This window comes from Microcoleus sp. Pol11C3 (assembly GCF_036701485.1).
Taxonomy (GTDB): Bacteria; Cyanobacteriota; Cyanobacteriia; order Cyanobacteriales; family Microcoleaceae; genus Microcoleus.
In genome coordinates, this window is record NZ_JAUBQW010000058.1 from 23,499 (window position 1) to 35,838 (window position 12,340).

Genomic DNA, 12,340 nt, shown 5'->3' on the forward strand with positions numbered 1-12,340 from the left:
CAAGGGCGATTTCCCCTACCCTTTGGGAACCCTTGCGGGAAGATAGCTTCGCCTCACGCACTTTATTCCATCTCCTACACAGCATCAGGATCTACGCCCAATTCCCGCAACCTCGCCGCCAACTTTTCAGCACCCTGTTCGACTGTTTGTAGATGTTTCCTCAATTTTACCAAATTCACCTGCAACGACCACTAAAAAATACCGAATATCTGGCTCTCAAAATTTTGGTATATGTCTGGCTATCTCACAAACAAGTTAGCCTGGAATTAATAGCGACATTAATGCCTTATCTTATTTAGTTTGAGAGCAAAAAATGCAGCGTACAAAGCAATATCAGTACAAGTTTGAGAACGTTTTCGAGCGCAGATAGCGATCGACTCGTTTCTTTCAATATTCATGATGGACTTGAAAGCACTCTGCTAATTCTCAAGCACCGTTTAAAAGCGAGCGAGTTCCGCCCTGCCATTGAAGTTGTGAAAGAGTATGGTAACTTACCTCTGGTAAAATGCTTTCCCGGACTGTTAAACCAGGTATTTATGAATATACTGGCTAATGCCATTGACGCTCTGGAGGAGTCAAATAAGGGGCTCAGTTTTAGTGAAATTAAAGCCCGACCTAATCAAATCACGGTTCAAACTGTTCTGAGGGAAGACAACAATCAGGTTTTGATTCGGATTAAGGATAATGGAGTGGGGATGTCAGCCGAAGTCAAGGAAAACATCTTTAACCACTTATTCACTACCAAATCTGTAGGTCAAGGAACGGGATTAGGATTGTCTATATAGCAATCCTAAATGATTATACTCGTTACCAGGAAGAGCCTGGTAACGCATATCCGGAGGCAGAGCCTCCATTGTCGCAGCCGAGGCTCTGCCTCGCTTACATCGGTTCCCAGGAAGAGCCGGGGAACCAGTTAACCAGTTATTGAAACTGATGCGAGAATTGCTATAGCCCACCAAATTGTTGTGGAAAAACATGGACGTACATTAGTGGTGAATTCTTCCCTCGGTCAGGGTTCGGAGTTTGTGATTTGTATTCCGGGGTGAGCAGTTGCTAGTATGTCTTTAGGGCAATTAGCGCAATCGACTAACGTACACCCGATCCAGAGATTCAGGCTCATCATAGCCATCGGCAAAAGTATCGGCTTTAGTAAGAAGAAACATACGGATATTCCGGGTTTCTAGACACCCATGCGTTTAGAAGTGAAATTGTGAGTTGTAAGCTGTGAAACGTAATTTGTCCTCTTGGCGTCCAATATTGTCAGTTTCGATTTTACCCGTACTGGCGATCGCCCCGTCTTTGCTCTGGAATCAACCCGGAAGAGCACAAGAGGGGGAGAGGGTTGGATTGATTCATGCTTCGAGAGCCCGCCAGGGTATGAATTCCCTGGCTGATAGCGAAAGTCGGTTAAAACCGACTGAAATATTGACAGATAGTTCTCTTGAGAGAACTTCAGCTATGAGACAGAGAATTCATTCCCTGTCGAACTATAGGTTTTTGGCTCAATCTGTACCGCCATCTTCGATAATTAGACAAGGCCGCCAAGTGTCTCTAAACGGCCGCATTCTCCCCCTAACTTGGACTCAGCAGCCTGCAAACAGCACTTCTGGGGATTTCCGAACTTGGATTGCTGACGTTGGATTGATGCAAAGTGCGGGAGTGGATTTGCTTAGCAATGCCGACAGTGCCAAACAACCGGTGCAGTGGTTTTCGGTATCTTTAACCGGCGCTCAAAGCTTAGCAGCGCAGGCAACAGGCCCGTATCGTTACTTAGATGTTACCGATTTTGCTAGACTTGCGGGCTGGGAGATATCTGCTGATGGGAATATTCTAAAAATTACTTCTCAAACTGCAAGTGTTACCGGAATTCGGCAAGCAGAAATAGAATCGGGCGATCGCATTGTTGTGGATCTCGATCGACCAACTCCCTGGCAAGTTAACTTTGTCGATAAACCAAGCCCATCGCCGACACGCACACCCAACCCCCCGGACGACCCCACAAAGCCCGCTATCCCAGCGAAAACCCCCGCAGCACCAAACCTCGAAACACCAGACGATCCGACCAAACCCGCTCTCCCGCTGCAAATAACGCCCGCAGCGCCGATCGCCGCTCAAGAATGGTCGATCGCGATCGATGCCAAAGTCGCTCCCGCCTTACTTCAGGGAACTTTCTCAACCAGCAAACAATTGATATCACTAAAAGTCGAACCTGACGGCGCTAAAACTAAAGTCAAAGTAAAGATTCCTTTAGGTTGGCGGCCGCAAGTTTTCAGCCTGGGAAATCCCAATCGATTAGTTATCGACATTCGGCCAGATTGGTTAGTAGAAAAAAACATTGTTTGGGCGCCCGGTGTGCAGTGGCGACAGCAGTATCAGAATTTAGGAACCGCGCGTTTTCCAGTAGTTTGGTTAGAAGTCAATCCGCGTCAAGCTGGTGTAAAAATTCTACCAATTCTCAGCAATCCGCCTACCGATCAAGGCACTGCACCTTTATTGCAAACAGCAGAAGTTTCGGGTGCGGCTGCGGCGATTAATGCAGGTTTTTTCAATCGAATTAATCGCTTAGCTTTAGGGGCAATTCGGCGGGACAATAAATGGCTTTCCGGGCCGATATTGAACCGGGGAGCGATCGCCTGGAACGATCGGGGAGAATTTGCGATCGATCGTTTGACTTTGCAAGAAACTGTGATCACTCCGGCAAATCAAATTTTACCCATTTCTCATCTCAATAGTGCCTACGTACAACCGGGAATCGGTCGCTACAATCTTGATTGGGGAACAACTTATACTCCGTTGTCGGGCAATGAAATAGTTGTGACAGTTGCGGGCGATAGAGTTGTTAGCCAATCCCCCGGAGGTGCGGTGGGGACAACAACTTTTACCATTCCCGCTAACGGTTATATTTTGGCTTTACGTTCGGATTTTTTCCCTGCTGATCAACTCTCTGTCGGCACTTTATTGCGTTTGGAAACTAACACTGTCCCTGCTGATTTTAACCGTCTTCCTTACATTTTAGGAGGCGGGCCAGTGTTGGTACAAAATAGTCGAGTTGTGCTGGATGCTAAGGCGGAAGGGTTTAGTGATGCTTATGTTAGACAGACAGCGATTAGAAGTGCGATCGGGCGAAATGCTGCGGGGAATTTGCTGATTGTAGCGGTGCACAATCGCGCGGGCGGGGCGGGGCCAAATTTCGCAGAACTGGCGCAGATATTGCAGCAAATGGGTGCTGTGGAGGCTTTAAATTTGGATGGGGGAAGTTCGACGAGTTTGTATTTGGGAGGTAGTTTGCTCGATCGACCTCCGTCAACTGCTGCGAGAGTCCATAATGCGATCGGTATTTTCATTCAACCATAAACTGTCACGTTAAATCGTAGGGTGCGTCATTGTACGTTATCTGCTCAAAAAGCGAGAATCTCCGCACTGACGTACCTTACAAACTCTTACTCCTCCCCTTGCTAAGGGAAGCAAGACGACAGGAGATTAAAAATGACCTCATACCAAATTTCGGTTAGTCATTCTCTTGATGATTAACTCTTCGTCATTGCGAACTAAGGAATGAGAATTAAATAACTTACACAAGTTTGTGGGGTGTAGGGTTGGCCGGGACGCCCGCCCTTTTTTGACGGGCGGGACGCCCATCCCACAATAACAATTAAAATCGTAAGTTATTTAATTCGCGATCCTAAGCGATTGCCACGCACAGCGAAAAATGACAAATCATACCAAAAATGGGGTATTCAGTTGACAGTTGACAGTTGACCTGGGATAGCGACCTCTACCTGAAAGGAAGAGGACTGGAGTAATGAATAGTCTTCTTTTCATTTCTCCTTACAAGGGAGAGGCTTTAAACCAATTCTTTCTGGTAAACCCGGATTTGGTAGTAGATCAAATCTGTCGGGCGATCGGCATTCGTGGAGGTGCTGTTTTCCACATCAAATCTATTTCTTCCGGTGTCAATCCGTAAGCTTGATTAACTAAGTTAGATAAACGGTGTTCGAGTCTCAACGCCTCAGCTTTGCGAGATTGAATAGTCGGTGCATATTCATTATAAGTTTCGCGGACTGCTTTTAGTCCAGCCACGCCGAGAGGATCGGAGGATTTTGTTTTCGGCATTCGCTTTCTGATTTCTGCTACGAATTCGGCAAAGGAAAGGGCAGAAAAATCTTCGAGTTTTTGTCCGACTTTATCAATTAAATAAGTGATTTCCAGCCATTGCAAGACATCTAGGTGAGTTTCTTGATTGGTTTTAGCGATTTCTATTAAACGGCTGACAATTGGTTCGACTTCGGCACGAATTGAGTCAGTTGGTGGTGCGATGGGTATATTTTTAAATAAATATCCCATTGGGCTAATCGCCCCTGACAACATTTGAGTAAAAAGTCGATGGCTATACCACCCAATTAGCGGTGAATTGAGCCAACCTAGAAGACAGAAATCGCTGTTAGCCAGAATGAAGGTTTTATCATTTCCATAAGCACTAGAATTATCCCATGCGTCTTGCGGCAAAGTTTGAATAACCTGATAAATAATTTTGGGTTCTTCAAAAACGTTATAGTAAGCACAGCTACGCAGTTCCCACCAGTAACGCCCTTTGTCGGAACGCTTAGACAGTTTTTCTTGCATCGGCTTTATATACTTATATACGGATGGAAAAGTTTGTGCAAATACTTCCTCTGCTTTATCGTTTGCTTTACTCCAGGGCCATACATTATCGCTGCTAGATTTAAGCAAAATAATCCAAAAATTTGCCCACTCCGAATTCCAGCGTTTAATATCTTGTCCCCGGAAATAAGGCTTGATGATTTCAGCAGATTTAGGGTCAGCTTTAACGAGACTATTTTTAGTGGCTTCATCAATCAAAAATGCTTCATTCAATCCTGTTAATATACCCCGATAAGGCTTAACACCCGCAAAATCTTTGAGAGGAACTCCCACTCGTTTAATTTTCTGCATCAACTCATCAACAGCAGGAGGTTCCAGACTCCAAGCATTCGCAGTGAAACGATCTCGCGAAATTTGATAACCGTGTTCTTGAACGTATTGTGTAAGGTTTATATTAGCAAGTTCCTCGCGCGGAACCGGACAAACAATCACAGGCGAATTAGGTTCAGATTTACCTTGCTCAATCTCGCTTTTAGTTTCCGAGATACATAGAGAAGCGTTAGGTTTTCTGACTGCGACAATACAGGGAAAAGTATCAGCATCCTCAAAAATTGGGGCGTGTCCGAAATCAATAATTTGCTCTAGTAAACCTTGACTGGCAAAGAACTTGCGTAGAGGTTCACCGTATCCCGATCGCAGCCATTTATTAGTTACAATATACGAAAGCACACCCCCCGATTTGAGAATCTTTAACCCAACTTCATAATAGTAAGTATAAAGGTCGGCTACACCGTTATATGATTCATAATTTGCTTGCAAGTAAGGTTTAATTGGAGACAACAACTCCTGCCGCACGTAAGGCGGATTACCAATCACAACATCAAAACCGCCATCAGCAAAAATCTGGGGAAATTCCGCTTGCCAATCAAACGCTCTATCTGCTACATTTGAGTCAGCTACAATTGAGTTTCCCGCTTTAATATTATCATCCAAATAAGTCAGAGTTTTACCGGGTTCCGCCGTCTTCAACCACAGTGAAAGCTTGGTAATTTCTGCCGATTCCGACAGCAAATCTACGCCATACAGGTTGTTGCTTAAAATGCTTCTGTTGTTCCGCGTTAATTTCCCAAGCTTTCCCCGCACCTTCAATTACCGGCGTTGCTTAATCAGGGTATGAAAAAAATAAGTTGAAAATTCAGAAGCTTTGTGGATACTGGTTTCTATGATTGGCATATTTAGTCTTTCATACCGTAAATCAGCAACGCCTTACCGAGCAATATCCCAAAATATCCTGAAAAATATCATTAATAAAACTGCCGTGCAGCGAAACTTCTTTAACTTCGTCTAACGTACCCGTTTTAAGTGCAGCAATCCACGTCCCCAATTTTTGGCGGCGCACTTCCATATCTTGCGGAAAGCTAAAAGCACGCAAAGCAGTGTTGAGTGTTTTGCTGTGAAAAAGGGCGCGAGTAGAGCGATTTGTCATCTTTTCAAGCAGGTTAATAAAGTTAATTTTACAGCATCCAAGTGCAACAGCGGCTCAGACCTTCTGCTCTCAAATCAGTTATACTCCAAGGTCGATCCTCTTCGAGGGCTTCGCTAACGCACCCTACCCCCTCAAAAAAGCGCGATCGCCCGCCTCGATCGCACAACCGCCCTAAAAAGCTGAGCTAGCTCTCATTTACTTTGCATATTGTAATTATTAACAAAAGCTATAGTTTTTTCTCAGTAGCTTTCCGCTGCTCCCTTCGGGTTTTACAGCAAAAGTTAAATACAGGTGAGCTTATCTGCACGGAGCGAAAAGTTTTGTTACAATAGGTAAGCTGTTACAAATCGTAACTTATGCTGGTTCCTATTTTAATAATTGACGTTGCCCTCGTTGCCTGGTCTTTGCACTTAATGCAAGAGGCGATCGCGCAACGGGAATTTTCACTAATGCTAGCCGGCACCCTAGTTGCGGTATCAGCCGCCGCTCTGCTAGTCGTCTACTTTCTCATGGGGTCTTGTTTGAGCCATTTGAGCGAAATATCCCAACACACTTACTAAATGATAGTAGGCGATTGACCATTGTCCAGAAGCGAGGAGAGTTTTGTGGAAAAAAAGCCGAAAGCCTTGCCAGCCCAAGGCTCAAAACTAATTTCCCCAAAAAGCTTGACAAATATTGGTCAGTTAAGGCATGATTGAGAGCGCGAAAAGAAAGGGGAATTAGCTCAGTTGGTAGAGCACTACAATGGCATTGTAGGGGTCAGCGGTTCGAGCCCGCTATTCTCCATAAATATTAGATTAGGGATAAATTACTCGTGTACCCTTACTCGTAGGGAAACCGCACTGCCGTGTCCTCATCCCCGTGTACTTAGTCGTAGGGAAACAGCATTGCGGTGGCCTTAAATTCGATCGCGCCCCACACCACAAAAACCAACTTTCCCGTAAAATCAAAACAGTCTACCCGCAACCAAAGCGCTACCTGTGGCAAAGTCAACTGAACCCAACAATCCAGAGAGTCCGAGCCAACTTGCCCGCACGCCTCTGTACGACCTATCATTAGAACTCAAAGCCCGAATGGTGCCCTTTTCCGGGTGGGAGATGGCGGTGCAGTACGCAGGCATCAGCAGCGAACACCAAGCAGTGCGCCAGCAAGCAGGAATGTTCGACATTTCCCACATGGGAAAATTTGGTTTGAGAGGGAAACAAGTAAGAGAAAAATTTCAACCCTTAGTACCCTCAGACTTGAGCCGCTTGCAACCGGGTCAAGCTCAATATACAGTCTTGCTAAATGCCAAAGGCTGCATCTTAGACGACATTATTTTCTACTGCCAAGAACCAGACGCCACCACGAGCGAAGAACGGGCAGTAATCATTGTCAACGCCGCCACTCGTATTAGAGATAAAGCCTGGATTGCCGCCCACTTAGAAGTGAGCGATGTTAGTTTTGCCGACATCTCCAAAAACAAAGTTTTGATCGCAATTCAAGGACCAGAAACTGTTAGTTTCATCCAGCCTTTAGTAGAAGACAACCTAGCACCAATTAAGGCTTTCGGTCACTTAGAAACAAACCTGTTAGGGCAGCCGAGTTTTATCGCCAGAACTGGCTACACCGGCGAAGATGGGTTTGAAATCATGGTGGATGCCGAAGCAGGAAAAGAACTGTGGCAAAAACTGTTAGCTGCTGGCGTTGTACCCTGCGGTTTGGGCGCGAGAGATACCTTGCGTTTAGAAGCAGCAATGGCTCTTTACGGTCAAGATATCGACGACAATATCACACCTTTAGAGGCGGGATTGGGTTGGGTAGTTCACCTCGACACCAAAGGCGATTTTATTGGTCGTGAGGTTTTGGAACAGCAGAAAGCAAGTGGAGTATCAAAGCGGTTGGTAGGGTTAGAAATGCAGGGGCGGCACATTGCGCGCCACGGGTATCCGGTAATATTTGAAGGCGAATCAGTAGGAGAAGTTACTAGCGGTACATTATCGCCTACTTTGAATCGGCCAGTAGCCCTCGCATTTGTTCCCGCAAAATTAGCGAAAATCGGTCAGGAATTAGAAATCGAAATTCGCGGGAAAAACTATCCGGCTAGTGTGGTCAAAAAACCATTTTATCGATCGCAAAATCGGCTAAATTAAAGGTATGGTTTCTTAGCTAAAATTATCTTCGCTAGACAAGATGGCATAGATATTTGATTGATAGAACAACCGCAGATGCAAGGCAGATAAACACAGATAAACGCAGATAATTTTAAGATAGTTGGCGAATTAATGCTAAAAATCTGCTGTAAATCAAGAAAATCCCTGGCTGAGGTACTCTAGGAGTTTCAGATATTAAACACCCATAGTTTAATAAGATTTAACTGATACTTTTTTATTGCAAGGAATTGACATGGCACTAACATACCCCGATGACCTGAAATACCTAGACACTCACGAATACATCCGACTCGAAGGCGAAATTGCCACCATAGGCATTAGTGCCTTTGCAGTTGACCAACTCGGCGATATCGTGTTTCTAGATTTGCCCGAAGTGGGTGCAGGTTTGGAAAAGGGCGAAGCTTTCGGTACAGTCGAGTCAGTGAAAGCCGTTGAAGACTTGAAAGCACCAGTTACCGGTACAGTCGTAGAACGCAATGATGACATTATAGAGTCTCCCGAAAATTTGGCGGAAGACCCCTATGGTGCTGGGTGGCTACTGAAAGTGCGCGTTGACAACGCCAGCGAGGCCGATGATGCTTTGTCTGTCGAGGAGTATCGCCAAATGGTGGAAGGGGAGTAGCGGAAAGGGGGAGAGTGGGGGAGTGAGGGAGTAGGAGAGGGGGAGAGGGGGAAATCGTTTCTCTTCCTTCTTCTTTCTTCCTTTCTTCTGTGACTAAATGTTACAAACAAAGAAGAAAAGTAAATTCAGGAGAATCCGCCTTGGTACTCTACAGCCCTCAACTTGAACCCAACCCGCAGCAAAACCTTTCCCCCATCGATGGTTTTGCGGGCCGACACATTGGCCCGACACGCAGCGAAATCCAGCAAATGCTTGATGTTTTGGGCATTTCCAGTCTCGATGAGTTGATTGACAAAACGGTTCCAGCGGCGATTCGTATTTCTGCATCCTTACAACTTCCCGCAGCGCAAAGCGAGTACAGCGCTTTGGCAGAATTGAAAGAAATTGCGGCAAAAAATCAGGTATTTCGATCGTACATCGGCACAGGATATCACGACTGCATAACTCCGCCCGTCATCCAGCGGAATATCCTAGAAAATCCCGGCTGGTATACAGCTTACACTCCCTACCAAGCCGAAATTGCTCAAGGGCGATTGGAAGCTTTACTGAACTTCCAAACCATGATAATTGACCTCACGGGTTTGGAAATTGCCAACGCTTCTTTGCTGGATGAAGGGACAGCGGCGGCGGAAGCGATGGCGGTGAGTTACAGCGCCAGCAAAAAGGGGGCAAAAGCGTTTTTTGTTTCCCAAGATTGCCACCCTCAAACTGTGGAAGTTGTGCAAACTCGCGCTAAGCCGTTGGGAATTGAGGTAATTGTCGGCGACCATCAAAGCTTTGAGTTCGATCGTACAATCTTCGGCGCTCTCCTGCAATACCCCGCCACAGATGGCGCAATTTACGACTATACCGATTTTATTCGATCGGCACACGAAGTCGGCGCATTAGTCACAGTAGCCGCCGACATTTTGAGCCTTTGCTTGCTCACACCCCCCGGCGAATTCGGCGCGGATATAGCCGTAGGAAGCACTCAGCGCTTCGGAGTGCCGATGGGATTCGGAGGGCCCCACGCCGCCTATTTCGCCACGCGAGAAGAGTTTAAACGGCAAGTTCCGGGGAGAATCGTCGGCGTTTCTAAAGATGCCAACGGCAAATCTGCTTTACGTTTGGCCTTGCAAACTCGCGAACAGCACATCCGCCGCGAAAAAGCAACCAGCAATATTTGTACGGCTCAAGTTTTGCTGGCAGTGATGGCGAGTATGTATGCTGTTTATCACGGCCCGTCTGGACTGAAAGACATTGCTGAGAAAGTATGGACTTTAACAGCACTTTTGGCATCCGGTTTAAGAAGTTTCGGATACAAAATTGGTTCTCAACCTTTCTTCGATACTTTGCGGGTCGAATTGGGAGACAAACCGCTGTCAGAAATTCTAGAAGCTGCTAAAGTTCGCAAAATTAATCTCCGAATTTTCGATAATTCGACAGTGGGAATCACGTTAGATGAAACTGTCACCGTTGAAGATGTGCAAGAGTTGTGGAAAATTTTTGCACATGATAAGGATTATATCAGGGCCGACGGGCAGAACGCTCTCAACATTCCGCTGGATGCAGACGCATTGAATTCCTATTTGACCTTACCAGATTTTTGCGATCGCACCAGCAGCTATCTCGCCCATCCGGTTTTCAACAGCTACCATTCAGAAACTGAACTTTTGCGCTATTTGCACCGTTTAGAAGCCAAGGATTTATCGCTAAATACATCGATGATTCCCTTGGGCTCTTGCACAATGAAGTTGAATGCAACAGCAGAGATGATGCCGGTGACTTGGGCGGAATTTGGCAAGATACATCCTTTTGCGCCCCGCGAACAAACTCGCGGCTATCAAAAGATGTTCGTGCAACTAGAACAGTGGCTGGCAGAAATCACAGGTTTTGCGGGAATTTCTTTGCAGCCAAACGCCGGTTCTCAGGGCGAATACGCGGGTTTGTTAGTTATTCGTCAATACCACGAACACCAAGGCGAATCTCACCGAAATATCTGTTTGATTCCCCAGTCAGCCCACGGTACAAATCCGGCTAGCGCGGTGATGGCGGGGATGAAAGTAGTTCCAGTGGAGTGCGATTCTCAAGGCAATATTGATGTTGCTGACTTACACAAGAAAGCCGAAAAACACAAAAATGAACTGGCGGCTTTGATGGTGACATATCCATCAACGCACGGCGTTTTTGAGGAAGAAATTAAAGAAATTTGCGAGATTGTCCACAACTGTGGCGGACAAGTTTATATGGACGGCGCAAATATGAATGCTCAAGTTGGTTTGTGCCGCCCCGGTGATTTTGGTGCTGATGTTTGTCACTTAAATTTGCACAAAACTTTCTGTATTCCCCACGGCGGCGGCGGGCCGGGAATGGGGCCGATTGGGGTAATGTCTCATTTGGTGCCTTTCTTACCTTCTACTGATGAAGAATTAAAATCTTACCCCCCTCAACGGGGGGGCGAAATATCCCAATCAGTTGGTGCTGTTTCTGCAGCGCCTTGGGGAAGTGCGAGCATTTTGACTATTTCTTGGATGTACATTCGGATGATGGGAGGAGTTGGCTTAACTGAGGCAACAAAAGTAGCAATTCTTAATGCTAATTACATGGCAAAACGCTTAGAATCTTATTATCCGGTTTTGTACAAAGGGAAAGCTGGTTTGGTGGCGCACGAGTGTATTCTAGATTTGCGATCGCTCAAAAAATCTGCGGCTATTGAAGTCGAAGATATCGCTAAACGGTTGATGGATTACGGCTATCACGCGCCGACGGTTTCTTGGCCGGTTGCTGGTACGGTAATGGTGGAACCGACGGAAAGCGAATCGAAGCAGGAATTAGACCGCTTTTGCGAGGCGATGATTGCGATTCGAGCTGAAATTGCGGAAATTGAAAAAGGTAATGTTGACGCGCAAAATAACGTCTTGAAAAATGCGCCGCATACCGCAGAATCTCTGATGGTTGATGAGTGGAATCGTCCTTATACTCGCGCGCAAGCGGCTTATCCGGCACCTTGGACTCGCGAATATAAGTTTTGGCCTGCGGTGGGCCGGATAGATAATGCGTTTGGCGATCGCAATTTTGTCTGTTCTTGTTTGCCAATGGAGGCTTACACTCAAGGTTAAATCGCTTTCTCCGGGTGCGGGATGTGCACTTTACCCCTAGATAAAGTTTAGGTGCGCATGGCGCACCTTACCCTACATAAACGCGCTGAAAAAGATTTAATAAAAAACTACAAAAACCGCCAGTAATATCAATTCCGGTTGCACTCATACAAGATTGTTGACTGTTGACTGTTGACTGTTGAAGGAGGGGTAGAAAAACTGAATGGTTGAGTGTTAACTGTTGACTCGATTTTATTATTCCGATGCAACGGGAAACGATATAAAATAAAAATTTCGCGTGGCTGATTAACGGTATGAAAGGCTAAATAGGGCTTGCTGAATATATCGATCGCACTTGAGGTAGCCTGGGTTTTGAGCGCGCGATCGAGAATAAAGTGCA

At 46.0% G+C, this 12,340-nt stretch carries 8 protein-coding genes, 1 tRNA gene and 1 pseudogene; 7 read left to right on the forward strand and 3 right to left on the reverse strand.

Annotation, left to right across the window (positions count from 1 at the left end):
* Window positions 1–329: 329 nt before the first annotated feature.
* Together QUA40_RS14900 and QUA40_RS14905 are read left to right on the forward strand one after the other, a co-directional pair.
* Window positions 330–782 (forward strand): annotated as a pseudogene (locus QUA40_RS14900) (sensor histidine kinase); the annotation flags it as partial.
* A gap of 442 nt (window positions 783–1,224) precedes the next feature.
* A complete protein-coding gene (locus QUA40_RS14905) occupies window positions 1,225–3,354 on the forward strand; it encodes a phosphodiester glycosidase family protein (RefSeq protein WP_333127075.1) in 2,130 nt (709 codons plus the stop codon).
* A gap of 531 nt (window positions 3,355–3,885) precedes the next feature.
* On the opposite strand, the gene QUA40_RS14910 is transcribed toward QUA40_RS14905, so the two are convergent.
* Both QUA40_RS14910 and QUA40_RS14915 read right to left on the reverse strand, forming a co-directional pair.
* Window positions 3,886–5,745, reverse strand: coding sequence for an Eco57I restriction-modification methylase domain-containing protein (locus QUA40_RS14910; RefSeq protein ID WP_333127077.1), 1,860 nt, complete (start codon window positions 5,743–5,745; stop codon window positions 3,886–3,888).
* Window positions 5,746–5,857: 112 nt separating this feature from the next.
* Window positions 5,858–6,088: a hypothetical protein gene (locus QUA40_RS14915; protein ID WP_333127079.1), complete on the reverse strand. Its 231-nt coding sequence runs from the start codon at window positions 6,086–6,088 to the stop codon at window positions 5,858–5,860.
* Between the two features lie 356 nt (window positions 6,089–6,444).
* Here QUA40_RS14915 and QUA40_RS14920 point away from each other — a divergent pair, with 356 nt between their 5' ends.
* Window positions 6,445–6,648 (forward strand): hypothetical protein, encoded by a 204-nt coding sequence (locus QUA40_RS14920; RefSeq protein WP_333058474.1) that lies wholly within the window; start codon window positions 6,445–6,447, stop codon window positions 6,646–6,648.
* A gap of 153 nt (window positions 6,649–6,801) precedes the next feature.
* Window positions 6,802–6,874, forward strand: a tRNA-Ala gene (locus QUA40_RS14925).
* A gap of 81 nt (window positions 6,875–6,955) precedes the next feature.
* On the opposite strand, the gene QUA40_RS14930 is transcribed toward QUA40_RS14925, so the two are convergent.
* Window positions 6,956–7,081 (reverse strand): hypothetical protein, encoded by a 126-nt coding sequence (locus QUA40_RS14930; protein WP_333127081.1) that lies wholly within the window; start codon window positions 7,079–7,081, stop codon window positions 6,956–6,958.
* Here QUA40_RS14930 and gcvT point away from each other — a divergent pair.
* The 3 genes from gcvT to gcvP all read left to right on the forward strand — a co-directional run bounded on the left by gcvT (window position 7,069) and on the right by gcvP (window position 11,961).
* On the forward strand, window positions 7,069–8,220 hold the full coding sequence (gene gcvT, locus QUA40_RS14935; protein WP_333127083.1) for a glycine cleavage system aminomethyltransferase GcvT: 1,152 nt from the start codon (window positions 7,069–7,071) through the stop codon (window positions 8,218–8,220). The two genes, QUA40_RS14930 and gcvT, sit on opposite strands and share 13 nt — an antisense overlap.
* Window positions 8,221–8,473: 253 nt before the next feature.
* Window positions 8,474–8,863: a glycine cleavage system protein GcvH gene (gene gcvH, locus QUA40_RS14940; protein WP_333127084.1), complete on the forward strand. Its 390-nt coding sequence runs from the start codon at window positions 8,474–8,476 to the stop codon at window positions 8,861–8,863.
* A gap of 140 nt (window positions 8,864–9,003) precedes the next feature.
* Window positions 9,004–11,961, forward strand: coding sequence for an aminomethyl-transferring glycine dehydrogenase (gene gcvP / locus QUA40_RS14945; RefSeq protein WP_333127086.1), 2,958 nt, complete (start codon window positions 9,004–9,006; stop codon window positions 11,959–11,961).
* Window positions 11,962–12,340: the final 379 nt, after the last annotated feature.